We start from the raw sequence: 23,736 nt of genomic DNA, 5'->3' as shown, positions 1-23,736 counted from the left end.
TCCTTGGCAATCTCAGTCTTTTTTATTGGTTGTTTCGGTGTCGCTGTCAGGCCTTGCACCGGACTGCAATGTCAGCCCCAGTGCCTGATTGACCGTCAGCCAGCCGTCCACCGCTTCCTGGCCGGCATCGGAGAATACACGTTGCAAGAGCTTCACCTGTTCCCGACGCAGTGCCTGCTCGAATCTGCTGCCTTCCTCGCTCAAGCCCAGCAGCCGTTTGCGCTTGTCGGTATCGGGCGCACTGCTGTGCACCAGTTCCATGGCAATCAGTTGGCGCAGCGGCACATTGAGCGCCTGTTTGCTGACCCCCAGCACCGTAAGCAGCTCTTTCACGCTCAGGTCGGGATAACGCGCAATGAAAAACACGATGCGTTGATGGACACGGCTTAACCCGCGTTTGGCCAGCATTTCATCGACCTTGGCGGTAAATGCCTGGTAGCCGAAAAAGAACGCTTCCATGGCGATTTGCTGATTGGCAGGATTTTTAAGGTCAAGCATGTTGACGTATCCGGGCTTTGCGGCGTAATTTGAGTCAACAAGTTTGACGTATTTCCCTTCCACTCCGCTACAGGGAGTTTCCATGGCTTTCTCCGAACGTGTTACCCGCCTTAAGAGTTCATTGATCCGCGAAATCCTCGCTGCGGCACAGCGGCCGGAAGTCATGTCCTTTGCCGGAGGCTTGCCGGCCGAGGCCATGCTGCCAAAAGTGGAGTGGGCCGACATGCCGCTGACGCTCGGCCAGTACGGCATGAGCGAAGGTGAGCCAGAGTTGCGTGAAGCGCTGGCGGCCGAGGCGCGGGCGTTGGGTGTCGAGTGTCAGGCCAGCCAGGTATTGGTGGTCAGCGGGTCGCAACAGACCCTGGATCTGGCCGCCAAGCTGTACATCGACAAGGGTACTGAAATCCTTCTGGAAGCTCCGACTTACCTGGCCGCCCTGCAGATCTTCCAGCTGTTCGGCGCCGATTGCCTGACCGTGCCCCTGCAGGCCGAAGGTCCGGACCTGATTGCCCTGCGTCAGCGTCTGGAGCGCCACAAGCCGGCTTTCGCCTACCTGATTCCGACCTTCCAGAATCCCTCGGCGGTGCGTTACAGCGAAGCCAGCCGCGATGCGGTGGCAGCCTTGCTCGACGAGTTTGGCGTGACCCTGATCGAAGACGAGCCCTACCGCGAACTGACTTTCGATGGCGGCAATGCCAGGCCGATCGTTTCCCGACTCAAGAAAGCCAGCTGGATCTATACCGGAACGGTGTCCAAAACCCTGCTGCCGGGGCTGCGTGTCGGCTATCTGATTGCCAGTCCGGATCTGTTCCCGCACCTGTTGCGCCTCAAGCAGTCGGCCGACCTGCACACCAATCGCATCGGGCAGTGGCAGGCCTTGCAGTGGATCGGTACCCAGCACTATCGTGAGCATCTTGCCGAGTTGCGCGGGTTCTACCGGGAGCGGCGCGATGCATTCGAGGCGGCCTTGCAGGAGCACTTTGCCGATCTGGCCGAGTGGAACAGCCCACAAGGCGGCCTGTTCTTCTGGCTGACGCTCAAACAGCGGCAGGACACCCGCACGTTGCTGGATGCGGCACTGGCTCAGGACGTGACCTTCATGCCCGGTGAGCCGTTTTTTGCCGACCCCGACGCCAATCACGGATATTTACGGCTGAATTTCAGTCACATTGATCCGGCGCGGCTTGATGAAGGGATCAAGCGACTGGCAGCGGTGATCCGCAAGGCACAGAATCTCAAGGCCGCCTGACCGGTTTCGGCACACAGGGTTTTCAGCGGGGGAGCAGGGCGATGTACAAGGTTTATGGCGATTACAATTCGGGCAACTGCTACAAGATCAAACTGATGCTCAATCTGTTGGGCTGCGAGTACCAATGGGTGCCCGTGGATATCCTCAACGGCGAAACCCAGACCCCGGCGTTTCTGGAAAAGAACCCCAACGGCAAGATTCCGGTGCTGGAACTCAGTGACGGCACGTGCCTGTGGGAGTCCAACGCGATTCTCAATTTCCTCGCCGATGGCAGCGTTTACCTGCCCGCCGAGCCTCGCCTGCGCACGCAAGTATTGCAATGGCAGTTCTTCGAGCAGTACAGCCATGAGCCGGCAATCGCGGTGGCGCGTTTTATCCAGTTCTATCTGGGCATGCCTGAAGAGCGCCTGTACGAGTACCGGGCGTTGCAGAAGTCCGGTTACCGTGCCCTGGCAGTGATGGAGCAACAGCTCAAGCGCACGCCGTTCCTGGTGGGCGACACTTTTTCCATCGCTGATATTGCCCTCTACGCTTATACCCATGTGGCGCATCAGGGCGGTTTCGACCTGACGCCGTACCCCGGCATTCAACAATGGCTGGAGCGGGTCAGGGAGCAGCCCGGTTATATCGGCATGCTGGATTGACCATCCGGGCAGAAAAGAGAGGAAAGTCCCGTGAGATATTCGATAGCCGCCCTGGCCGCCGTCATGGCTCTGGGCATTGGTTGTTCGGCGCAGGCTGAGGATTGCAATGCCAGTCAGGCCAGCATGAATCAATGCGCCGGCAAGGACCTGGCCGCGCTCGATAGCGAGTTGAACCGGCAATACAAGGCACAGATGAGCTGGTTGAAGGATCCGGCACGCAAACAGGCGCTCAAGGATGCCCAGCGCCAATGGATTGCCTTTCGCGACGCTGACTGCCTGTATCGGGTGGGCAAGGCTGAGGACTCAGGTTCGATCTGGCCTTTGCTGCAGTCGCAGTGTCTGGCCGAACATACGCGGGTACGGGTCAAGCAATTGAAAAGCTATGTGGCGTGTCGCGAAGAGGGCTGCCCGCGCTGATGCCGACAGCCCTTATGCTCAGATAGCGCCGAAACGCTTGTCCAGATAGTCGATGATCACCTTGGATTCATACATCCAGGTGGTCTTGTCGCCTTCCTGGATACGCAGGCAGGGCACCTTGATCCGGCCGCCTTCGTTGAGCAGCGTCTGGCGGTCGTTTTCGTTGTTCTTCGCGTCGCGCAGAGCGACCGGGACATTGAGACGACGCAGGGTGCGGCGGGTCTTCACGCAGAACGGGCAGGCGTGGAACTGATACAGGGTCAGGTCCCGTGCCGCTTGATCGACGGCTGCCTGGGCTTGCGGTTCACGCTTCTTCCTGCTCGGACGAGTGATGAAGTCGGCGATGATAACGAGCTGGCCAAGGCCAACCCTCAGGGCTTTCATGAACACGGTCAAACCTCGTTGCGGGGCAGTCATGGAAAGTACAGCCCGCGTGGCCATGAGCCGAGCCATGGCGCGGGCTGTCGGGCCTTACTTGATAAGGCTGAGGAACTCGCTGCGGGTTGCTGCGTTTTCACGGAACTCACCCAGCATCACCGAAGTGATCATCGAGGAGTTCTGCTTTTCCACGCCGCGCATCATCATGCACATGTGCTGGGCTTCGATGACCACTGCAACACCCATGGCACCGGTCACCGTCTGGATGGCCTCGGCGATCTGGCGGCTCAGGTTTTCCTGGATCTGCAGGCGACGGGCGAACATATCGACGATGCGCGCCACTTTCGACAGGCCCAATACCTTGCCGTTGGGGATGTAGGCCACATGCGCCTTGCCAATGAACGGCAGCAGGTGATGCTCGCACAGCGAATACAGTTCGATGTTGCGCACCATCACCATCTCGCTGGCATCGGAGCTGAACAGCGCACCGTTGGTCACTTCTTCGAGAGTCTGCTCATAACCGCGACACAGGTACTGCATGGCCTTGGCGGCACGCTTGGGGGTGTCGAGCAGACCTTCGCGCGACACATCTTCGCCCAACTGACTCAATATGGCGGTGTAATTCTGTTCCAGTGTCACAGGAGTGTGTTTCCGTGTGGGTTTCGATAACGCGAAGGCCATGCCTTCGCCAAAGGTCGCACATAATAACTTACGCATGCATGCAGGTGTATGGCCACTGCATAAATCGGCGCACGAAGTGCTTTTGTAACGCTTTTATTACGCTCTGGCTACCCGATCGCTACCTACTTCCCGTGTTGTCTGCGGTCATAGGCATCGGTAATCAATCATTGCTGCATGAGAGAGTGAATCGGGATGTTGAGTCGAGTAGCAAAAATAGCGCTGGTGATCGCGGTACTGACTTCGGTTTCCGGCTGCTGGCCGTTCTGGCCCGGTCCTGGCGGCCACGGTGGAGGCCATCATCAGGGTGGTGGTGGCCCCGGTGGCCCTGGCGGTCCGGGTTTCGGTCCCGGTGGTGGCCCGCGCTGACAGTCCCGCTCGGGCAGCCTCAAGGCTGCCCGACCTGATTATTCGTCGCGACCTTCCATCATGGTGCGCTTGAGCATCACGTAGACCGCGCCTGCACCGCCATGTTTGGCCAGGCACGAGCAGAAGCCCAGCACTTGCGGGTGCTGGCGCAGCCAGGTGTTGACGTGGCTTTTGATCATCGGCCGTTTGCCGTCCAGGCGCACAGCCTTGCCATGGGTAACGCGCACGCAGCGGATTTCCAGCCTGGTGGCCTCGGCGAGAAATTCCCACAGGGTTTCCCTGGCCAGTTCCACGCTCATGCCATGCAGGTCCAGGCCGCCCTCGAAGCTGATCTGGCCGAGCTTGAGCTTGCGCATCTGGCCTTCCTGCACACCGTCGCGGGCCCAGTTCAATACATCTTCCGGACCGACATCAATCACGAACTGGTCGGAGAGCCCGTCAACGGTGACCGAATCGGTGCGTACCGTGGCTGACTGGCGGAGTTTGGCCAGCAGCTTGCGGTCGGTCCTGGGTTTACCGATATCGGCGTGCTCGTGCTTGATCGGCTTGACGCCGCGCGTCTCGTTTCTGAACAGGGAAAAATCGTCGTCTTGCATGGGGCCTCCGCTAAGGAGGCCAGTTTACCCGTGTAGGGCGGCAGGGTCAGTCGTGTTTTTTCATCAAGTGCGCGGACATGCTCAAGCCCCTTGCGCGACGCCGATGCCGACGGCAGCGGCGCCATAGCCAGATGCCCAGATACAGCACCAGAAGTCCGCTGACAGCAATCACGCCAGCGCCTGCCGGAGTCGCATCCAGATCGCCCAGTGCCTGGGGGTGGCCGATCAGGCCGGAAGCACCGGCCATGGTCAGCAAGACGCCCAGGGTGACCAGCAAGGTGGCAATCGCGGTGCCGAAGCGCACGCGCCAATGGCCCGGCTGTTTGGGGCGCAAGCGGCGGGCATCGAAACCGTCGGATATTTTCATGCCGATTTCCTCAATGGTTATCGGCGCTCTGACCCGAAACCAAGGAGGTTGTTCCCGGTTTCGCTGAAGGGGAGGGGTCAAAGGGATGGGCGGTTATGTGAGAGGGTTCACACAACCACGCAGGCCGCATGTCGTCAGATCAGGTCTTTGGTCAGTGCCAGAGTGGCGAAGTTGTCCGCCATGATCGCCATTTCCGTGCGATGCACATCATGCGCGCTGACATCGCCATTGGGACCGGGCAGGTCGCGGGTGGCGCAGGCATCGTCGACCAGGGTGCAGCGATAACCGTAATCCTTGGTCGCGCGTACGGTGGTGCTGATACTCGAATGGCTCATGAAGCCGCAGACGATCAGGTCCAGATGCCCCAGGCTTTGCAGCAGCTCATGCAGGCCGGTGCCGTTGAAGGCATTGGGCAGGCGCTTCTCCACCAGATGCTCGTCGCCCTGTGGCACCAGCTCCGGGACCAGTTGCCCGCGTTCACCCTGCGGGTCGAACAGACCGCCCACAGTGCCGAGGTGGCGCACATGCACGATGGGGCATTTTACCGCACGGGCCTTGGCCACCAGTTGGCCGATGTTATCCAGGGCTTCATGGATGCCGCTCAGGGCCAGAGGACCGCTGAGGTACTCTTTCTGGGCGTCGATGATAATCAGCGTGGCATTGCTCAGGTTGGCCGGTGCATGAACACGGCCGCTGAGTTGAAACATGGTCTTTAAAGATGACATCCAGCGGGCTCCTTCGGGTGGGGCTTTTGCGACATTCTCCTCTGGCTGAGCGATTCTGTGAATCTCCACAATCACAAGCCCCGGTTTTGTTGGGCTGCAGGGCCGTCTGGCGTGGCGTTTAGTGGCGGTTCGCCTTGATGAAGGGCGACTAATGGTGGACACTTCCGGCCTGCCAGAACGTTTCCCCAAGGAGCTTGTCCATGATCACTTCCCGTTTGCGCTCCGTGCGTGACCATATCCGCTGGGCTGTCAGCCGCTTTCACGAGGAAGATGTGTTTTTCGGGCACGGTACCGACAATGCCTGGGATGAAGCGCGGCAACTGGTGCTGGGCGCCTTGCACCTGCCTTGGGAAATTGCCGACAGCTATCTGGACTGCCGCCTTGAAGTCGACGAAATCGCTGACCTGCAGCGCCTGATCAAGCGTCGCATCGACGAGCGCGTGCCCACGCCTTACCTGTTGGGAGAGGCCTGGTTCTGCGGCATGTCGTTCATTGTCGACGATCGCGTATTGATTCCCCGCTCGCCGATTGCCGAACTGATCGAAGAGCGCTTTGCGCCCTGGCTGGCGTCTGAACCGGCGCGGATTCTGGACCTGTGCACCGGCTCCGGTTGCATTGGTATCGCCTGTGCCGACGAGTTCCCCGAGGCCGAAGTGGTCCTGGCCGACCTGTCGTTCGAGGCGCTTGAAGTCGCCAATCAGAATATCGAGCGTCACGGCGTGGAAGAGCGCGTCTACACCGTGCAGGGCGATGGCTTCGATGGTCTGCCGGGGCAGCGCTTCGACCTGATCGTTTCCAACCCGCCGTATGTCGATGCCGAAGACTTTGCCGACATGCCCGATGAATACCAGCACGAACCGGAACTGGCGCTGGCCTGTGGCAGCGACGGTCTGAATCTGGTGCGGCGCATGCTCAGCCAGGCGGCCGATCACCTGACCGAGAAAGGTTTGTTGATTGTCGAAGTGGGCAACAGCCAGGTGCATGTCCAGGCGCTGTATCCGGAAGTGGATTTCGCCTGGCTGGACTTCCAGCGCGGTGGCCATGGTGTGTTCATGCTGACCGCCGAACAGTGCCGCGAGCATCAGGCACTGTTCGATTCGCGAATCTGAAATCAGAGAACAGGCGGGGTACAAAACCCCGCCTTGCATCAACGGTGGGTGGCAATCCAGATCAGCAGGCCAGCCTGAAACACCGCAAACGTCACCAGACAGGCGATGGTGAAGCGCAAACCGCTGTCTTCGCGCTTGTACTTGTTGACCCGGTCTTCGTGGGCGCGAATCACCACTTCCTGCTCGATCAGGTTCTGCTCGGCCTTTTCCAGCATGTGCGACGCTTCGAGGATTTCGATGATCTGCACCTTGTCGTTGTTCCAGGTGCTGTGCAGATTGCCGACGTGAACATCCTTGATGCTGCCTTTCATGTGCTGGGCATCGGCATACACCACTTCAAAACCCAGGGTACGCAGGAAGTGATCGCGGCGCAGGCGCGTGTCTTCGTTCAGGCCGTCCTTGCTCGCCAGCGCAACGCCTTCGATCTTGTAGGATGACCATTTCTTCTGTGCCCAGTGCACCGCATGGGCGATCAGGAAACGTCCCAGGCCACGGTTCCAGGGTTCGATCTGCAATCCCGATTCGGGGCCGAAGCGCACCATGTGTTTCTGGTGATCGACCCAGACATCCAGATTGTTCTGTTCCTTGCGTACCCGCTGCCCGGGCAACTGGATATTGATCCGCAGCAGGCTCAGTTCCTTGCTATGGCGCTCGGCACGGCCAAACTGCACGAAGCGCAGCGGCCGCCCACCGGTTGCGCGGTCGGTTGGCAGCGGCGAAAGGCGAAGCATCTGGAAGCTCTCGGGCACCACATCTTCCCAGGGCTGGGGCGGCGGCGCTTCGGCTTCGACCTTGGGGGCTTCGGCTTTTTCGGTCATGGTATTTGCGTCAGTCATTCACGGTGATCCTGTCCATGGCCTTGTGCAGCAAACACAATGCCAGCACACCCCTATCGGCCAACTTTGCCAAGTCTGAAGGGCTGGCGGTTTTACTGGCGTCAAATCTTGCGCTCAGGCACCCGGCAGTGCACCGATAAAGCGCAGGATGTGCGCCGAAAGCTCGCTCGCCAGTGGCAAGGTCGGGTTTCTGTAGGACAGCATCTGTTGCTCCAGGTCGTCCGGAACGATGCGCAGTACATGGTTCATGCCATCGATCAGAGCCAGTTCTGCATCGGGCCTGGCCTTTTTCAGGAGCAGTGCATCATTGACGCTGACCTGTATATCGTTGCGCCCCTGAATGATCAGCGCAGGCATTTGCAGCTTGCCGAATGCGGCAGCCGGGTCCTGGCGAAACAGGGAAATCAGATAAGGCTGCACGCTGGGCCGGAACACGACCTCCAGCGCCTCGGGTACATTGTCGTCGGTCTTGCCAGCCTTGAGTTCGTCCAGCAACTGGTTACTGCGCTGCAGCAGTTCAGGCGGCAGGCGCTCACGAAACTGTTCGCGCAGGACCTGATCCACCGGGCGACCCGTGCCCGCAACCGATATCACGGCCTGTGCGCCAGCCTTTTCAGCGGCCAGTGCCGCCACCAGCGCCCCTTCGCTATGGCCCAGGAGGATCAAGGGGCCGAGACGCGGGTTGGCCTTGAGCTTCCGCGCCCAGGCTTGCACATCGGCAACATAGCCCTCGACACTCAGGTTGCGCTCGTCCGGGGTTGCCGCCTTGCTGGCCGCTACCCCGCGCTTGTCGTAGCGCAGGCTGGCAATGTTGTTCTTGGCCAGGATGATAGCCAGGCGTTTCATGCTGTCGTTGCGTCCGCCTTCCGGGTTGTTGCCGTCTCGGTCGGTCGGGCCGGAGCCGGCAATGATCAGCACCACAGGCACCGATTTGCTGGACTGCGGGAGCAGCAGGGTGCCGAACAGCTTGCCGTTCTCCGTGTCCACGCTGATCGGACGCTGGCCGATGGCGGGTGCCGCCGCGTTGGCCACACCGGCCAGCATGCACAGGGTCATGGCCAGCATTCGCAGGGCGTTCAGGGCTCGAATCGGGGGAATGCCAGGTAGCATCGCAAGGCCATCATTGGTTGAGGTTTCGCTTTGACGCGCGCCGTTGCATAAGGTTCGAGGATGAACTGCGCGGCGAGCCTGCGTATACTGGCGCGCTTGATTTGTTTGATCTGGTTTTTTCGCTGATTTCTCGGAGCGCCCGCATGTCCGGCAACACTTTCGGCAAGCTATTCACTGTCACCACTGCCGGCGAAAGCCACGGCCCGGCATTGGTCGCTATCGTCGACGGCTGCCCGCCGGGGTTCGAGCTGTCCCTGCAAGACCTGCAGCGCGATCTGGACCGGCGCAAGCCCGGCACCAGCCGCCATACCACCCAGCGCCAGGAAGCCGATGAAGTCGAAATCCTTTCCGGGGTGTTCGAGGGCAAGACTACCGGCGCGTCCATCGGCCTGCTGATTCGCAATACCGACCAGAAATCCAAGGATTACTCGGCGATCAAGGATCTGTTCCGTCCGGCTCACGCCGACTACACCTACCATCACAAGTACGGCATCCGCGACTATCGCGGCGGCGGTCGCAGTTCGGCGCGTGAAACGGCCATGCGGGTTGCGGCAGGTGCCATCGCCAAGAAGTACCTGGCGACCCAGGGCATTGTCATTCGTGGCTACATGAGCCAGCTGGGCCCGATCCAGATTCCGTTCAAAACCTGGGATTCGGTCGAGGAAAACGCATTCTTCTGCCCCGATCCGGACAAGGTGCCGGAGCTGGAAGCCTATATGGACCAGTTGCGTCGCGACCAGGATTCGGTCGGCGCGAAAATCACCGTGGTCGCCGAAGGCGTGATGCCGGGTCTGGGCGAGCCGATCTTCGACCGTCTGGACGCCGAGCTGGCCCATGCGCTGATGAGCATCAATGCGGTCAAGGGCGTGGAAATCGGTGCAGGTTTCGATTGTGTCGCCCAGCGCGGCACCGAGCATCGCGATGAGATGACGCCGGAAGGTTTCCTGTCCAATCAGGCGGGCGGCATTCTGGGTGGCATTTCCTCCGGCCAGCCGATCGTGGCGCATCTGGCGCTCAAGCCGACTTCCAGCATCACCACGCCGGGCCGCTCCATCGATGTCGATGGCAACCCGGTGGACGTCATCACCAAGGGCCGCCATGACCCGTGTGTTGGCATTCGCGCCACGCCGATTGCCGAGGCAATGATGGCTATCGTCGTGTTGGACCACCTGCTGCGCCACCGTGGACAAAACGCCGACGTGAGCGTCAACACGCCTGTATTGGGCCAGTTGTAATGCGCGCTGGCGCTCCGTTTATGGATGACTGACGTGGCGCCACTGCCTGCCGGACAGCTGCCTTATTGGCGGCTGTCCAGCTTCTACATCTTCTACTTCGCCATGCTGGGCTCGATTGCGCCCTTTCTGGCCCTGTATTTCCATCATCTGGGCTTCTCCAGTGCGCGGATCGGCGAACTGGTCGCCATCCCGATGCTGATGCGCTGCATCGCGCCCAATCTGTGGGGCTGGCTGGGCGATTACACCGGGCAGCGCCTGTTGATCGTGCGTTTTGGTGCCGTCTGCGCCTTGTTGACCTTTTCCCTGATCCTGCTGGACAAGAGCTACGTCTGGCTGGCGCTGGTCATGGCGCTGTATTCGTTTTTCTGGCACGCCATCCTGCCGCAATTTGAAGTCATTACCCTCGCGCATCTGCGCGACCAGCCAGCGCGCTACAGCCAGATCCGGTTGTGGGGCTCCATTGGTTTTATCCTGGCCGTGGTGGTGTTGGGGGCGGTGTTCGAGTGGTTCAGCCTGGACTGGTTTCCGCAGGTACTGCTGATCATCCTGGCCGGTATCCTGATCAGCAGTTGGTGGGTGCCCAATGCGCAACCAGTGTTCTCGGCCCAGCAACCCGATGCGGGCGGTTTTCTCAAGCAACTGACCCGCCCCAGTGTGCTGGTGTTCTATGCCTGTGTGGCCTTGATGCAACTCAGCCACGGACCGTATTACACCTTCCTGACCCTGCATCTGGAGCAACTGGGCTACAGTCGCGGCGTGATTGGCGTGTTATGGGCTCTCGGGGTCGTGGCCGAGGTTCTGATGTTCATGGGCATGAGCCGGATCCTGCAGCGTTTTTCCGTGCGTCAGGTTCTGATGGCCAGTTTTCTGCTGGCCTCGCTGCGCTGGTTACTGCTGGGCAGCTTTGCCGAACATCTGCTGGCGTTGCTGGCGATCCAGCTCATGCATGCGGCGACTTTCGGCAGTTTTCACGCGGCTGCCATCCATTTCGTGCAACGTAGCTTCGGTTCGCGCCAGCAAGGGCAGGGGCAGGCGTTGTATTCCGCCCTGTCCGGTGTCGGCGGCGCTCTGGGGGCGTTGTACTCGGGCTATAGCTGGAATGTGCTCGGGCCGTTCTGGACCTTCGCCATTGCCAGCCTTGCGGCATTCGTCGCAGCCGTCATGATTGCTACAGCAAAGAAAGAGGAGGGTGTATGACCCGCGAACAACTCAGCCTGCAAATCATCGAAGCCGGGCGGTTCCTGTATGGACGCGGCTGGTCGCCAGCGACCAGCAGCAACTATTCCGTACGCCTGTCGGCCAGCGAAGCGCTGTTGACCGTGTCCGGCAAGCACAAGGGCCAGTTGGGCAGCGACGATGTGCTGGCTACCGACCTTGGCGGCAACAGCCTTGAGCCCGGCAAGAAACCGTCCGCCGAAACCCTGTTGCATACCCAGCTTTACAGCTGCAGGCCCGAAGTGGGCGCCGTGCTGCATACGCATTCGGTGAATGCGACCGTGCTGTCGCGCCTGACCGATGCCGATCATCTGGTGTTCGAGGATTACGAACTGCAGAAGGCCTTCAGCGGTGTGGTCACCCATGAGTCCCGGGTGGTGGTGCCGATTTTCGATAACGATCAGGATATTGCCCGTCTGGCCGCAAAGGTGCAGCCTTGGCTCGATGCGCATCCCGAGTGTGCCGGCTACCTGATCCGCGGACATGGCTTGTACACCTGGGGCGCGAAGATGAGTGATGCACTGCGTCAGATCGAAGCGTTCGAGTTTCTGTTCGAGTGTGAGTTGAAAATGCGCACGGTCTTGAATCGCTGACCTTTAACCGTTAATCAGGGAACCCCGCCTGAACGGCCTGTAAAAGCCGGAGGTATGTTTCCAGCCGAGGAATTTGCCATGAGCAGCCTGTCCGTTTATCACGTTTCCAGCCCAGAAGTGCCCAACAAGGTGCTGACCCATCTGGAGGATATCGCTTCGACCCTGGCCGAACACGGCGTTGCCTTTGATCGCTGGCAGGCAGCCACGCCCATTACGCCCGGCGCCAGTCAGGAAGAAGTGATCAGTGCCTACCGCACGCAGATCGACAAGCTGATGACCGAGCACGGTTATGTCACGGTCGATGTGATCAGCCTCAACAGCGATCATCCGCAGAAAGCCGAGCTGCGCGCCAAGTTTCTTGAAGAGCATCGCCATGGCGAAGACGAAGTGCGCTTCTTTGTCGCCGGGCGTGGCTTGTTCACCCTGCACATCGATGATTACGTGTATGCCGTGCTGTGCGAAAAGAACGACCTGATCTCGGTACCGGCCGGAACGCGGCACTGGTTCGATATGGGCGAGAATCCACATTTCGTCGCCATTCGCCTGTTCAACAACCCGGAAGGCTGGGTGGCGAATTTCACCGGCGAGGATATTGCCGGTCGTTTTCCGCGGCTGGATGATTGATTCTTTCGCGAATGAATTCGCTCCTGCAGCGTAGGAGCCAGTCTGCCATTTTTACCCAGGAGCCAATCCCTGATGTCCATCAAAGCCATCCTCACGGATATCGAAGGCACTACCAGTGCAGTGAGCTTTGTGTTCGATGTGTTGTTCCCGTTCGCGGCCCGGCACTTGCCCGATTTCGTTCGCCAGCAGGCCGAAAAGCCAGCGGTAGCCGCGCAGTTGCAAGCTGTGCGCCTGGAAAGCAACGAGCCTGACGCCGATGTCGAGCGGGTGATCGGGATTCTGCTCGACTGGATTGCCCAGGACCGCAAGGCCACTCCGCTCAAGGCCTTGCAAGGCATGGTCTGGGAACAGGGCTATAACGCCGGGCAACTCAAGGGCCATGTCTACCCCGATGCGGTCGAAGCCCTCAAGCGCTGGCATCAGGAAGGCTATGAACTCTACGTTTACTCTTCCGGCTCGATCCAGGCGCAGCAACTGATTTTCGGGTGTTCGGAAGCGGGCGATCTGTCCGGCTTGTTCCGTGGCTATTTCGATACCACTTCCGGCCCCAAGCGTGAAGCGCAGTCCTATCGCACCATTACTGCCGCCATCGGTCGTCCGGCAGAAGAGATTCTGTTCCTGTCGGATATCGTCGAAGAACTCGATGCTGCTCAGGCGGCAGGCATGGCGACCTGTGGCCTGGTACGCGCCGGCGGCGCACTGGGCGGCCATGAGTGTGTTACCAGTTTTGCCGTGATCGCCCCGGAAAAGTTCTGATCCATCCCCTATACACCCAGCGCAGGAGCGGATTCATCCGCGAAGATCCCGGTACATTTCACCGGGCTCTTTGCCAATGAGTTCGCCCCTGCCTTTGTGTTTCTGTCAGTGTTATCCGGCTTTCAAGTAGGCCCGTGCCTGTCTGTTTGTGCATCAATCCTGTTTGTTTCGATACGTGTTTTTAAACGTAATTATTCGTGTAAGTTCTGGCTGCCATTGCCCCTGATCACTCATTAAACCAGCTGTGCACAAGAGCAGAGGGGCGACACAGGAGCGGCAGCGATGTGCAGTGCCAGGACAGTAAATACAACCATGGGTTTATTGATACAGCAGATGGTGAGCAGTATTTCCGAGGACGATGGTCAGGTGGCTATCGAGAACGCGCTTCAATGGCTCCGGCACGAGTGCCGTTGTGAGCGGGCGATGTTCTACCAGTTCAAGGGCTCGCTGCTGCTGACCTTCATCACTTCCAATGTCGAGGATATCTGGGGTGATCTTTATCGAAACCGGCGGCTGTTGACGGAAGATCCGGTTATCCGCTGTTACCGCAATATGCAGGGCTTCCTGGATTGGCGAGAGGCTTTCAAACAATATCAGGCACCGGACTGCTACAACGCTGCGGTTGAGGCATGTCAATTGATGCCAGCGCTGTCCTACGGCTATTCCAGCAATTGCCGTGGCGTCAGTGGCGTGACTTCGGTCTGTACGTTGAGTGCGATGCAGCGTGGTGCGACCACCGATGACCGTTATTTGCTCAGCAGTCTGGTGCCGGTCCTGCACATGGTCGGCAGGGGAACCCGGTTTCGCTCCCATGGCTTGACCGGCAAGGAGCTGGAAATCCTGCAGTGGGCGCGTGATGGCAAGACTGCCTGGGAAATCGCACTGATCCGGGATGTCTCCGAATCGACGATCAAGTATCACTTCAAGATGATCTACAGCAAATTGGGCGTGGCCAACCGGGCACAGGCGGTGGGAGAGGCCTTGTGTCGCGGCTTGATCAAATGAACAGGCAAAAAAAACCGCGAGAATAAAATATCGTCGCGGATAACAAGGGAGAGCGGGCGTAGCCTGAGTCGCCGCCGAAGATCATCGGCGGCACAAATGACTCGTTCGATCAGCGGGTGTGATAGGTCGGCAAATCAAAGCGGTGCTGGCTTTGCAGCATCGAGATTGCAGGTAGCTCACTGGCCTGGGCTGCAAGATCACGGCGAATGGCACTGATGACCCATTCAAGCTGAACTGGTGTATTCAGTTGGGCATAGGAGATGGAACGTCGAATCTGTTTGCCTTCGTTATCGCGCAGGGTCAAGAGCACACCACCGTCCGGACGAGGCTGGGCGGTAACGGTATGGCTGGAGAATACGGAAGCGAATTTTTCTTGGATAAAGGACATGTCTAGCGGCTCCATTGCTCACGGGATAACAAGCTTGTGAGTACTGTTGCAGTGTCCATGCCAGCATTGGGCTTAAATAAAATCCTTTAAAATCAATAACTTGTAAATATGATAATTTTCATGTTTCGTGCAAAATGCATGAATGGCCATCGGGCATCCTGCATTTTGCTGGTTACCGATGAGGATTTGCGGGTGGGGAATATATTCCTATTGGACGCATAGCTTGACCTGTCACCCATAGCTGGCAAGACTGGCGCCCAATGTATTGAGCGTTGCAAGTGGATTCGGGTTCCCTTCACCCCCCCGATAACCTTGCGCCAGGGAGTAATTCATGACCGATCCAAACACCCATGCCCCGAAAACCATGAGCGACGACGAAGCTGCCGAGTTCGCCGAGCAGGTATTCGAGGTGGCCCGTCAGGGCGATGCGCTGATGCTGAGTCGGCTTCTGGAAAAGGGCCTGCCTGCCAACCTGCGCAATCACAAGGGCGATACGTTGCTGATGCTGGCCAGTTATTACGGTCATCAGGAAGCGGTCCGGGTTCTGCTCGAACACAAGGCCGATCCGGAAATCCGTAACGATAACGGACAGAGCCCGATTGCCGGCGCGGCGTTCAAGGGCGACCTGGCGGTGGTCAAGCTGCTGGTCGAGTCGGGTGCGGATGTAGAGGGCTCCTCGGCTGACGGCCGTACTGCCTTGATGATGGCGGCGATGTTCAATCGCACGGAAATCGTCGATTACCTGATCGGCAAGGGGGCCAACCCGCAGGCCCGCGATGCCAAGGGTGTCAATGCGCTGGCCGCTGCGCAGGCGATGGGGGCGACGGAAACCGCCGCGCAATTGAGCAAACACGGCGTTTGAGAGCGTCCGATCCTGAATCGATAGAGGTGCGCAGAGATTCCCGTTATCCTGCGCGCCTTGTTTTTTACCGCTATCAGGATCTCACCCATGAAAGACTCCCTCATTGAATTAATCGGCAAAATCAGTTCGGGTTGCATGGGTGAGGATGAAATTGCGCGCATCGCCGACGAAGCCGCCCAGGCTTATGCCGACCCGCAAGCCTTTCTGGCGGCCAATCCCGATATCAATTATGACGAAACCTTCCCCATTCCTCTGGGCGAGTGGGTGGTAGTCGGCAGCCTGCCGGAAACCGTGCTGTTCCAGGCCGATAGCTACATTGACCTGTTTGAGCAGATCGTCCAGTCGTTCGGCAAGGACGTCGCTTTCAATATCAAGCCCAGGCAACTGGCCAAGGTGGAGGCGCTGACAGCCCTCAACCGTATCCAGATTCAGCTGAGCAGCATGAACAAGGAAATGGGCGGCTATGTGCTGGTGGACTTCAGTCAGCCGCTGGATGACGAGCTGCAGGCTGTGCTGGTCTATGGCTGTGATGAAGCGCGGGTGCTGGAACTGGCGGCAACAGCGGGCATCCATGCCGCTTCTTCGTTGTCAGCGTTGAAAGCCAGGGCTTAACCCAGCGCGGTATCGAGAAACATCATCACCCCGAATCCCAGCATCAGGCCCAGGGTCGCAGATGTCTGGTGCCCGTTGCGATGGGTTTCGGGGATGACTTCGTGAGACACCACGAAAATCATCGCACCGGCTGCCAGACCCAGGCTCAGCGGGTAGGCAATCGCAAAGCCGCTGGAAATCCCCAGGCCGATCATCGAGCCCAGAGGCTCCATCAGGCCTGAGCCAATCGCCACCAGCATGGCCTTGAACGCCGATAGACCGGTTGCCCGCAACGCCAGGGCAATTGCCAGCCCTTCGGGAATATCCTGAATGGCAATCGCGGTGGTCAGCGGCAGGCCGACATTCATGTCGCCTCCGGCAAAGCTGACGCCAATCGCCATGCCTTCCGGCAGGTTGTGCAGGGTAATTGCCAGCACGAACAGCCAGACCCGGTTGATGCGGTCGGCATTGGGGCCTTGTCGCCCGACGCTTTCATGTTCATGGGGCGTGAAGTGGTCCAGCCCGAGCATCAGCAGTACACCCAGGCCCAGCCCGGTCACCACCGTGGCGGCGGCGAGCGGGCCGTTGCCGGTGATTTCCCGGGCGGCGGCCAGGCCCGGCAGGATCAGGGAGAAGGAACTGGCAGCCAGCATCATCCCGGCAGCAAAACCGAGCATGATGTCCTGGGTACGCTGGCTGATATTGCGGAACGCGACGGCCATCACCGCGCCCAGTGCGGTGGCTGCAAAACCTGCGGTCCCGCCGATCAGGGCCGCGCCCAGATTGTTCTGGTTGCTGCCATAGAAGGCGTTATAAAGGCTGGCTACGCCCAGACCGATAATGATGAGCAGCGCCAGAAGAAATCCCAGGCTGACCAACGGGCTGGTCTGGAACTGAGCCGACCAGGATGCCCAGAGCGTTCGGGGTTGCAGGGGTGTTTGCATTAAGGGTGGCCTGTCTGGAAACAATGAATCAAAGGATAGTGGATTCAATTTCCGAGCATGAAAATATGCCGTTGGTTCAATGGAGCTGACTATTCTCCATGAACGACTCACTCAATCAGGGACAACATCATGGGCTCTACTTTCAATAGCCTGATCGGCTTGCTCATTCTGGCTCTCGACATCTGGGCCATCATCAACGTACTGAAAAGCAGCGCGAGCACCGGGATGAAAATCCTCTGGGTCCTGCTGATTCTGCTGTTGCCGGTCCTGGGTCTGATCATCTGGGCAATTGCCGGTCCGCGCGGCAATGTGCGCATCTGAGACAAAGGTTGCACTCTGTTCAGAAGCGGATTTACCCGCAAGGCGGTGATTCAGGTCATGCATCATCAGGCATTTTTCGTGGATGAATCCGTTCCCACACAGGTTGCACTCTCTCAGCACAGGCCGCTTTATCCGCGATAGAGGTTCGACCTGTCATCGTTCGCAACGTAGAATGCGCGCCTTTCTTGTGGGCGGTCGGCCGTCCTGTCATCAGTCTTTAGCGGGAGCTTACCCATGAGCGATTATCAGGAAACATTGTACGAAGGCTACGGCCAACGCTTTCGTATGGAAAAAATGCTGCATGAAGTGCGTACCGAGCACCAGCACCTGGTGATTTTCCAGAACCCGCGCATGGGCCGGGTAATGGCTCTGGATGGCGTCATCCAGACTACCGAAGCCGATGAGTTCATCTACCACGAGATGCTGACCCACGTGCCGATCCTGGCGCATGGCGCGGCCAGGCGCGTGCTGATCATCGGTGGTGGCGACGGCGGCATGCTGCGCGAAGTCGCCAAGCACCTGACTGTCGAACACATCACCATGGTCGAGATCGATGCCACCGTGGTCGAAATGTGCAAGGAATTCCTGCCCAACCACTCCAGCGGTGCCTTCGAGGACTCGCGCCTGAACCTGGTGATCGACGACGGCATGCGCTTCGTCGCGACCACCGAAGAAAAGTTCGACGTGATCATCTCCGACTCCACCGACCCGATCGGTCCGGGTGAAGTACTGTTCTCGGAAAACTTCTATCAGGCCTGCCATCGCTGCCTGAACGAAAACGGCATCCTGGTCACCCAGAACGGTACGCCTTTCATGCAGTTGAGCGGAGTGCAGACCACTGCCGGCCGCATGAACGGCCTGTTTTCCGACTGGCATTTCTATCAGGCAGCCATCCCGACCTATATCGGCGGCGCCATGACCTTCGCCTGGGGTTCGACCAATACGTCCTACCGCAAGCTGCCACTGGAAACCCTGCGCCAGCGCTTTGTCGGCAGCGGCATTGTTACCCGCTACTACAACCCGGAAATCCATATGGGTGCCTTTGCCCTGCCGCAATATGTGCTGCAGGCAGTGAACAAGCCCAGCAATGACTGAGTCTTGAGCAGGACGCTGCTGGCCTGTCCCCGTGGCTGCCTGCAGCGCCTGACAAATTTTTCACACTTGCTTGCCCAGAATATTGCCCCCTTATGCGCTGCCTTCTGTTCCAGGTCGGCAGGTGCAGCATGTGCGCACTCAACTCCTGAATTCACCGGATCCTGACAAACATGGCTAACACGGACGCCCAGACACACCGGCAAGCTTTGTCCCGCCTGAACAACCCCAACGTAAAATCGCATCTGGCCTACATCCTGCTCAGTGGCCTGGCCCTTATGGTCATGTACACCCTGCTGCGTATCGGGCTGCTGGTCTACAACCGTGAAATGATTGGCGATACGCCGGCATCGACCTTTATCGAAGCGCTGTTCAACGGCATGCGTTTCGACCTGCGATTGACGATCTATCTGCTGATCCCGTTGATGCTGTCGCTGTTCAGTGTCCGGGCCATGGCTGCACGGGGTTTCTTCCGGTTCTGGCTGACCCTGGTCGGCAGCATCACGCTGTTCCTGGGCCTGATGGAGATGGATTTCTACCGTGAGTTTCACCAGCGCCTGAACGGTCTGGTGTTCCAGTACGTCAAGGAAGATCCGAAGACCGTGCTGAGCATGCTCTGGTACGGCTTCCCGGTCGTGCGCTACCTGTTGGCGTGGGCGCTGGTCACCTGGCTGTTGAGCCTGGTGTTCAAAGGCATTGACCGGGTGACCCGTCCGGGTCGCGGGCTCAGTGTGGGCAGTGCCAGCAATCGCTCGGTTGCACCCTGGTACATGCGGGTCGGCGTGTTCTTCATCGTGCTGGTGATCGCGGTGATTTCCGCGCGTGGCACCCTGCGTCAGGGCCCGCCGCTGCGCTGGGGCGATGCTTACACCACCGACTCCAACTTCGCCAACCAGTTGGGCCTGAACGGTACGCTGACGCTGATCACGGCAGCGAAAAGCCGCATGTCCGAAGAACGCGACAATATCTGGAAAGCCACCTTGCCGCAGCCCGAGGCCCAGCAGGTCGTGCGCAACATGCTGCTGACTCCCCATGACCGGCTGATCGATCCGAACACTGCCGCCGTGCGTCGCGACTTCACGCCGCCGGCAGAAAACACGCTGCCGATCCGCAACGTGGTGGTGATTCTGATGGAAAGCTTCGCGGGCCACTCGGTCGGCGCGCTGGGCGACAAAGCCAACATCACGCCGTACTTCGACAAACTGTCCAAGGAAGGCCTGCTGTTCGATCACTTCTTCTCCAACGGCACCCACACCCACCAGGGCATGTTCGCCACCATGGCGTGCTTCCCGAACCTGCCGGGCTTCGAGTACCTGATGCAGACGCCTGAAGGCAGCCACAAGCTGTCGGGGCTGCCGCAACTGCTGAGCGCCGGGCGCAACTACGATGACGTGTATGTCTACAACGGCAACTTTGCCTGGGACAACCAGTCGGGTTTCTTCAGCAACCAGGGCATGACCAACTTTGTCGGTCGTGAGGATTTCGTCAATCCGGTGTTCTCCGACCCGACCTGGGGTGTTTCCGACCAGGACATGTTCGACCGCGGCGCAGAAGAGCTTAAGGCCCGCCAGAACGGCAAGCCGTTCTATGCCTTGCTGCAAACTCTGTCCAACCACACGCCTTATGCCTTGCCGGAAAACCTGCCGGTCGAGCGTGTCACAGGCCATGGTTCGCTGGACGAGCATTTGACCGCCATGCGCTATTCCGACTGGGCGCTGGGCCAGTTCTTCGAGAAGGCCAAGAAAGAGCCTTACTTCAAGAACACTCTGTTCGTTGTGCTGGGTGACCATGGCTTTGGCAACAAGATGCAACTGACCGAAATGGACCTGGGTCGTTTCAACGTGCCATTGCTGCTGATCGGACCGGGCGTGCAGGAGAAGTTCGGCCAGCGCAGCAGCATCGTCGGTACTCAGGTCGATGTGGTGCCGACCATCATGGGTCGTCTGGGTGGCGAGACGCGCAACCAGTGCTGGGGGCGTGACCTGCTGAACCTGCCTGAAGGCGACAAGGGCTTTGGTGTGATCAAGCCGTCGGGCAGCGAGCAGGTGGTGGCCATTATCCATGGCAACCGTATCCTGATCGAACCTACGGAAATGCCTGCCAAGGTCATGACCTACACCCTGGGTGCCAACCCGCATGCCGAAGTGGTTCACGATGCGCCGGACACCGCCGAGCTCAAGCAGAAGCTCGAAAGTTTCCTGCAGACTGCTACCAAGAGCCTGCTGGACAATACCGCCGGGGTAGAGGCGAGCAAGAACCGCAACTGATCCCTTCCTGCTGTAGATGAAGGCCCTCTGCACTGGTTGCGAGGGCCTTTTTTTTGCCCGTGTCTTTTCTTGAACGAATGCCGCAGGCCAGGGGTCCAGATCATGTATGCCAGTGTTCTGGCTTAGTTCTGGAGGCATCGATGAAACAGTGGGCCATTTCGTATCTCGATAAGGATGGTGTGCAGCAACGTCATGATGTTGATTCACAGGAGCGCCCAAGCGAGGAGGTTGCGGCACGTCTTCTGCGTCCAATTCTGTTTCCGGTCACGGATGAGCTGAATCTCAACGATCTGGAGGGACGTACCGCAGAACCTACGGTAAAAACCCTCAAGGACCACAACAGCGTTCAGATCATTTCCATTACAGAGGTCATCTGATCAGCAACGTCTGCAAAGGCGTGTTGTGTCAGACACTTGGCAGCAGGCCCGAGATGGGTCTACTCTGCAAGCGAGGCCGACCTGTCGGCCTCCTTATGTCGAAACCCGGGTTGCAGCAGACCCGGTCTGGTCAGCTTCATGCTTGATTCCCCGCGTCGGATTAACTGTCGTGTGGCGACCTCCAGCCAGGTGGTCGTTCTGGAAGAGTTGAAACTCTATCTATCGTTGCATAGGAGGACGTTTCATGAGCACAGCCTATCAAGAGGACATCAGCAGTCATGTACTGCGCCGCATGAAAGAAGGCGGTTTTGATTTTGCACGTAGCTATCCCATCGAGTTCTACGCCGTCTTCCCGGATGAGGAACGGGCGCGGCAGGCTGCAGGACAATTTCGTGGCGAATCCATCAATACCCAGATCAATGTGCGTGACGACGGTGCTTGGCATTTGCAACTGAGCAAGGTGATGTATGCCACGTATGACGGCATCGGCGACTTCGAGCAAGACTTTCAGAGTGTGATTTCACCGATGGATGGTGAAGTCGAAGGATGGGGAGTCACTGCGGAGGTCAGAAGGCTGCACGCATGAACCATCTCGTCAATCACGACCGGCCAATCGCGGATTATTTCCGGATTGGCCGGTCGTGTTTTACAGGCTGCATTCCTGCCTTCCCCTGGTGTTTTGCTGCTCATGCAAACCCAGCTTACAAATGCCGTGAGCAAAAAAAAGCCACTCAATGGAGTGGCTGAACGGGAATTTCGTTTGTAAAAAATGTGCTGGCCTGCTTCCAGAAAAAAATCCTCACAATTGGCGTTTAAGCCTTTGTTTGCTCGGTTGCTGGTGATTATGGCGAACTAATATCTAGCCAGGAAATCAACACTGACTATGCTGGTGATAGATTTCGTGTTTGCCTGACGCTTCTGAATGAAGCGTAGGAGAATTGGCTAGGGTATTTATTGCACAGGAATGGTGCGTTGAATATCTCTGTTTTGCTTAATTCATTGATATCAAAGCGTTTATGCCGATGGCACGGGCCTTGCGAAGGCCTGTAGGTCCATGGTGACAAGGAGTACGGCATGATCCGCACCTTTTATGACGAGATGTACGACGCTGGCGGCCAGGTTCGCCCGCATTATCGGGAGTTCGCCCGCTGGTTGGGTGATACGCCACCTGAGCTGCTGGCTCAGCGCAGGCGTGAAGCCGATTTATTGTTTCATCGCGCCGGGATCACGTTCACGCTCTATGGTGACGAGCAGGGGACCGAAAGACTGATCCCCTTCGATACGATTCCGCGCAGCATTCCGGCCAGTGAATGGCGGGTCGTCGAGCGCGGCTGCATTCAGCGCGTCAAGGCGTTGAACATGTTTCTCGCCGACCTGTACCACGATCAACGGATCATCAAGGCGGGAATTATTCCGGCCGAGCAGGTGCTGGCCAACGAGCAATACCAGTTGGCAATGCAGGGCCTGAATCTGCATCGTGATCTGTATTCGCATATCTCCGGTGTCGATCTGGTTCGCGACGGCGATGGCACTTATTACGTGCTTGAAGACAACCTGCGCACTCCGAGCGGCGTGAGTTACATGCTCGAAGATCGCAAGATGATGATGCGTCTGTTCCCGGAGCTGTTCGCCGCGCAACGCATCGCACCGATCGATCATTACCCGAACCTGTTGCTCGATACCCTCAAGAGCTCCAGTCATCTGGACAATCCGAGCGTGGTGGTGCTGACACCGGGGCGCTTCAACAGCGCATTTTTCGAGCACGCATTCCTTGCCCGGGAAATGGGCGTCGAGCTGGTGGAAGGTGCCGATCTGTTCGTGCGCGATGAGCGGGTCTTCATGCGCACCACCGACGGCCCGAAAGCCGTCGATGTGATCTACCGCCGCCTGGACGATGCGTTCCTCGATCCACTGGCCTTCAACCCCGATTCGATGCTCGGTGTGCCGGGCCTGTTGTCGGCCTATCGGTCCGGCAATGTGGTGCTGGCCAACGCCATCGGCACCGGGGTCGCCGACGACAAGTCGATCTATCCCTACGTTACGGACATGATCCGTTTCTATCTGGATGAAGAGCCGATCCTCAAGAACGTGCCGACCTGGCAGTGCCGCAAGCCTGAAGAGCTGTCGCATGTGCTGGCCAACCTGGGTGATCTGGTGGTCAAGGAAACCCAGGGCTCCGGCGGTTACGGGATGCTGGTCGGGCCGGCAGCCAGCGCTGCCGAAATCGAAGCGTTCCGCGCCCGTCTCAAAGCCAAGCCACACGCTTATATCGCCCAACCGACCTTGTCCCTGTCGACCTGTCCGACTTTCGTCGAGAACGGCATCGCCCCGCGACATATCGATCTGCGCCCCTTTGTCCTTGCCGGCCGCGAAACCCGCGTCGTGCCTGGCGGGCTTACCCGAGTAGCGTTGCGTGAAGGCTCGCTGGTGGTGAACTCGTCGCAGGGTGGTGGAACCAAGGACACCTGGGTGGTCGAGGATTAAGGATGC

The 23,736-nt window shown here is 58.8% G+C and carries 29 protein-coding genes; 19 read left to right on the top strand and 10 right to left on the bottom strand.

What is annotated here, in order from left to right:
- Positions 1–12: 12 nt before the first annotated feature.
- A complete protein-coding gene (locus ALQ04_RS22445) occupies positions 13–498 on the bottom strand; it encodes a MarR family winged helix-turn-helix transcriptional regulator (RefSeq protein ID WP_122317923.1) in 486 nt (161 codons plus the stop codon).
- Between the two features lie 82 nt (positions 499–580).
- Between ALQ04_RS22445 and ALQ04_RS22440 the strand changes: the two genes are divergently transcribed.
- From ALQ04_RS22440 to ALQ04_RS22430, 3 genes are read left to right on the top strand one after another with little or no spacing between them, the layout of a single operon-like run.
- Complete coding sequence (locus tag ALQ04_RS22440; RefSeq protein WP_122317922.1) at positions 581–1,747, top strand: PLP-dependent aminotransferase family protein; 1,167 nt, start codon at positions 581–583, stop codon at positions 1,745–1,747.
- 41 nt (positions 1,748–1,788) lie between these two features.
- Positions 1,789–2,391 (top strand): glutathione S-transferase family protein, encoded by a 603-nt coding sequence (locus ALQ04_RS22435; RefSeq protein ID WP_122317921.1) that lies wholly within the window; start codon positions 1,789–1,791, stop codon positions 2,389–2,391.
- Positions 2,392–2,421: 30 nt separating this feature from the next.
- Positions 2,422–2,808 (top strand): lysozyme inhibitor LprI family protein, encoded by a 387-nt coding sequence (locus ALQ04_RS22430; RefSeq protein ID WP_183142251.1) that lies wholly within the window; start codon positions 2,422–2,424, stop codon positions 2,806–2,808.
- An 18-nt stretch (positions 2,809–2,826) separates the two neighbouring features.
- On the opposite strand, the gene ALQ04_RS22425 is transcribed toward ALQ04_RS22430, so the two are convergent.
- Together ALQ04_RS22425 and folE are read right to left on the bottom strand one after the other, a co-directional pair.
- Positions 2,827–3,198 (bottom strand): glutaredoxin, encoded by a 372-nt coding sequence (locus tag ALQ04_RS22425; protein WP_183142257.1) that lies wholly within the window; start codon positions 3,196–3,198, stop codon positions 2,827–2,829.
- Positions 3,199–3,279: 81 nt separating this feature from the next.
- On the bottom strand, positions 3,280–3,825 hold the full coding sequence (gene folE / locus ALQ04_RS22420) for a GTP cyclohydrolase I FolE (RefSeq protein WP_221033416.1): 546 nt from the start codon (positions 3,823–3,825) through the stop codon (positions 3,280–3,282).
- 234 nt (positions 3,826–4,059) lie between these two features.
- On the opposite strand from folE, the gene ALQ04_RS22415 reads away from it, so the two are divergent.
- Positions 4,060–4,233, top strand: a complete 174-nt coding sequence (locus tag ALQ04_RS22415; RefSeq protein ID WP_122317919.1) for a hypothetical protein — start codon at positions 4,060–4,062, stop codon at positions 4,231–4,233.
- Positions 4,234–4,271: 38 nt separating this feature from the next.
- Here the strand turns inward: ALQ04_RS22415 and ALQ04_RS22410 are convergent, their stop codons facing one another.
- The 3 genes from ALQ04_RS22410 to ALQ04_RS22400 all read right to left on the bottom strand — a co-directional run bounded on the left by ALQ04_RS22410 (position 4,272) and on the right by ALQ04_RS22400 (position 5,921).
- The gene (locus tag ALQ04_RS22410) at positions 4,272–4,829 is read right to left on the bottom strand and encodes a Smr/MutS family protein (protein ID WP_122317918.1); all 558 of its coding nucleotides are present in this window, start codon (positions 4,827–4,829) and stop codon (positions 4,272–4,274) included.
- 46 nt (positions 4,830–4,875) lie between these two features.
- Complete coding sequence (locus ALQ04_RS22405; protein ID WP_122317917.1) at positions 4,876–5,196, bottom strand: hypothetical protein; 321 nt, start codon at positions 5,194–5,196, stop codon at positions 4,876–4,878.
- A 134-nt stretch (positions 5,197–5,330) separates the two neighbouring features.
- Positions 5,331–5,921 carry a cysteine hydrolase family protein gene (locus ALQ04_RS22400; protein ID WP_122317916.1) on the bottom strand — a complete coding sequence of 197 codons (591 nt, stop codon included), beginning with the start codon at positions 5,919–5,921 and terminating at the stop codon, positions 5,331–5,333.
- Positions 5,922–6,121: 200 nt separating this feature from the next.
- Here ALQ04_RS22400 and prmB point away from each other — a divergent pair, with 200 nt between their 5' ends.
- The gene (gene prmB / locus ALQ04_RS22395) at positions 6,122–7,030 is read left to right on the top strand and encodes a 50S ribosomal protein L3 N(5)-glutamine methyltransferase (protein WP_122317915.1); all 909 of its coding nucleotides are present in this window, start codon (positions 6,122–6,124) and stop codon (positions 7,028–7,030) included.
- 38 nt (positions 7,031–7,068) lie between these two features.
- Here the strand turns inward: prmB and ALQ04_RS22390 are convergent, their stop codons facing one another.
- Together ALQ04_RS22390 and ALQ04_RS22385 are read right to left on the bottom strand one after the other, a co-directional pair.
- The gene (locus tag ALQ04_RS22390; protein WP_122317914.1) at positions 7,069–7,866 is read right to left on the bottom strand and encodes a hypothetical protein; all 798 of its coding nucleotides are present in this window, start codon (positions 7,864–7,866) and stop codon (positions 7,069–7,071) included.
- 114 nt (positions 7,867–7,980) lie between these two features.
- Entirely contained in the window at positions 7,981–8,976 is a 996-nt protein-coding gene (locus ALQ04_RS22385; RefSeq protein WP_122317913.1) for an alpha/beta hydrolase, read from the bottom strand.
- A 143-nt stretch (positions 8,977–9,119) separates the two neighbouring features.
- Between ALQ04_RS22385 and aroC the strand changes: the two genes are divergently transcribed.
- From aroC to ALQ04_RS22355, 6 genes are all read left to right on the top strand, one after another.
- A complete protein-coding gene (aroC, locus tag ALQ04_RS22380; protein WP_122318021.1) occupies positions 9,120–10,211 on the top strand; it encodes a chorismate synthase in 1,092 nt (363 codons plus the stop codon).
- A 33-nt stretch (positions 10,212–10,244) separates the two neighbouring features.
- Positions 10,245–11,408 (top strand): MFS transporter, encoded by a 1,164-nt coding sequence (locus tag ALQ04_RS22375; RefSeq protein WP_122318020.1) that lies wholly within the window; start codon positions 10,245–10,247, stop codon positions 11,406–11,408.
- Positions 11,405–12,019: a methylthioribulose 1-phosphate dehydratase gene (locus tag ALQ04_RS22370; RefSeq protein ID WP_122317912.1), complete on the top strand. Its 615-nt coding sequence runs from the start codon at positions 11,405–11,407 to the stop codon at positions 12,017–12,019. The genes ALQ04_RS22375 and ALQ04_RS22370 overlap by 4 nt, the downstream gene beginning before the upstream one ends.
- A 78-nt stretch (positions 12,020–12,097) precedes the next feature.
- Positions 12,098–12,643, top strand: coding sequence for an acireductone dioxygenase (locus ALQ04_RS22365; RefSeq protein ID WP_122318019.1), 546 nt, complete (start codon positions 12,098–12,100; stop codon positions 12,641–12,643).
- 72 nt (positions 12,644–12,715) lie between these two features.
- Positions 12,716–13,399: an acireductone synthase gene (gene mtnC / locus ALQ04_RS22360; RefSeq protein WP_122317911.1), complete on the top strand. Its 684-nt coding sequence runs from the start codon at positions 12,716–12,718 to the stop codon at positions 13,397–13,399.
- A 282-nt stretch (positions 13,400–13,681) separates the two neighbouring features.
- Positions 13,682–14,404: a LuxR family transcriptional regulator gene (locus ALQ04_RS22355; RefSeq protein ID WP_122317910.1), complete on the top strand. Its 723-nt coding sequence runs from the start codon at positions 13,682–13,684 to the stop codon at positions 14,402–14,404.
- Positions 14,405–14,513: 109 nt separating this feature from the next.
- Here ALQ04_RS22355 and ALQ04_RS22350 read toward each other — a convergent pair whose 3' ends face one another.
- The gene (locus tag ALQ04_RS22350) at positions 14,514–14,792 is read right to left on the bottom strand and encodes a DUF3509 domain-containing protein (RefSeq protein WP_122317909.1); all 279 of its coding nucleotides are present in this window, start codon (positions 14,790–14,792) and stop codon (positions 14,514–14,516) included.
- Between the two features lie 331 nt (positions 14,793–15,123).
- Here ALQ04_RS22350 and ALQ04_RS22345 point away from each other — a divergent pair, with 331 nt between their 5' ends.
- Both ALQ04_RS22345 and ALQ04_RS22340 read left to right on the top strand, forming a co-directional pair.
- Positions 15,124–15,654, top strand: coding sequence for an ankyrin repeat domain-containing protein (locus ALQ04_RS22345; RefSeq protein WP_122317908.1), 531 nt, complete (start codon positions 15,124–15,126; stop codon positions 15,652–15,654).
- 87 nt (positions 15,655–15,741) lie between these two features.
- Entirely contained in the window at positions 15,742–16,266 is a 525-nt protein-coding gene (locus ALQ04_RS22340; protein ID WP_122317907.1) for a hypothetical protein, read from the top strand.
- Here the strand turns inward: ALQ04_RS22340 and ALQ04_RS22335 are convergent.
- A complete protein-coding gene (locus ALQ04_RS22335; RefSeq protein WP_122317906.1) occupies positions 16,263–17,189 on the bottom strand; it encodes a ZIP family metal transporter in 927 nt (308 codons plus the stop codon). The two genes, ALQ04_RS22340 and ALQ04_RS22335, sit on opposite strands and share 4 nt — an antisense overlap.
- Before the next feature lie 129 nt (positions 17,190–17,318).
- Here ALQ04_RS22335 and ALQ04_RS22330 point away from each other — a divergent pair, with 129 nt between their 5' ends.
- The 6 genes from ALQ04_RS22330 (at position 17,319) to ALQ04_RS22305 (ending at position 23,730) form a co-directional block, all read left to right on the top strand.
- The gene (locus ALQ04_RS22330; protein ID WP_122317905.1) at positions 17,319–17,510 is read left to right on the top strand and encodes a PLDc N-terminal domain-containing protein; all 192 of its coding nucleotides are present in this window, start codon (positions 17,319–17,321) and stop codon (positions 17,508–17,510) included.
- 234 nt (positions 17,511–17,744) lie between these two features.
- Positions 17,745–18,605, top strand: a complete 861-nt coding sequence (speE, locus tag ALQ04_RS22325; RefSeq protein WP_122317904.1) for a polyamine aminopropyltransferase — start codon at positions 17,745–17,747, stop codon at positions 18,603–18,605.
- A 170-nt stretch (positions 18,606–18,775) separates the two neighbouring features.
- Entirely contained in the window at positions 18,776–20,869 is a 2,094-nt protein-coding gene (locus tag ALQ04_RS22320) for an LTA synthase family protein (protein ID WP_122317903.1), read from the top strand.
- Positions 20,870–21,009: 140 nt separating this feature from the next.
- The gene (locus tag ALQ04_RS22315; RefSeq protein ID WP_122317902.1) at positions 21,010–21,246 is read left to right on the top strand and encodes a hypothetical protein; all 237 of its coding nucleotides are present in this window, start codon (positions 21,010–21,012) and stop codon (positions 21,244–21,246) included.
- A gap of 244 nt (positions 21,247–21,490) precedes the next feature.
- A complete protein-coding gene (locus ALQ04_RS22310) occupies positions 21,491–21,832 on the top strand; it encodes a ribonuclease E inhibitor RraB (RefSeq protein WP_122317901.1) in 342 nt (113 codons plus the stop codon).
- Positions 21,833–22,320: 488 nt separating this feature from the next.
- Entirely contained in the window at positions 22,321–23,730 is a 1,410-nt protein-coding gene (locus tag ALQ04_RS22305; protein ID WP_122317900.1) for a circularly permuted type 2 ATP-grasp protein, read from the top strand.
- Positions 23,731–23,736: the final 6 nt, after the last annotated feature.

This window comes from Pseudomonas cichorii (assembly GCF_003700275.1).
Lineage (GTDB): Bacteria > Pseudomonadota > Gammaproteobacteria > Pseudomonadales > Pseudomonadaceae > Aquipseudomonas > Aquipseudomonas cichorii_B.
The sequence above is the reverse complement of the archived record's forward strand: the minus strand, read 5'-3'. Positions and strand labels throughout refer to the sequence as shown.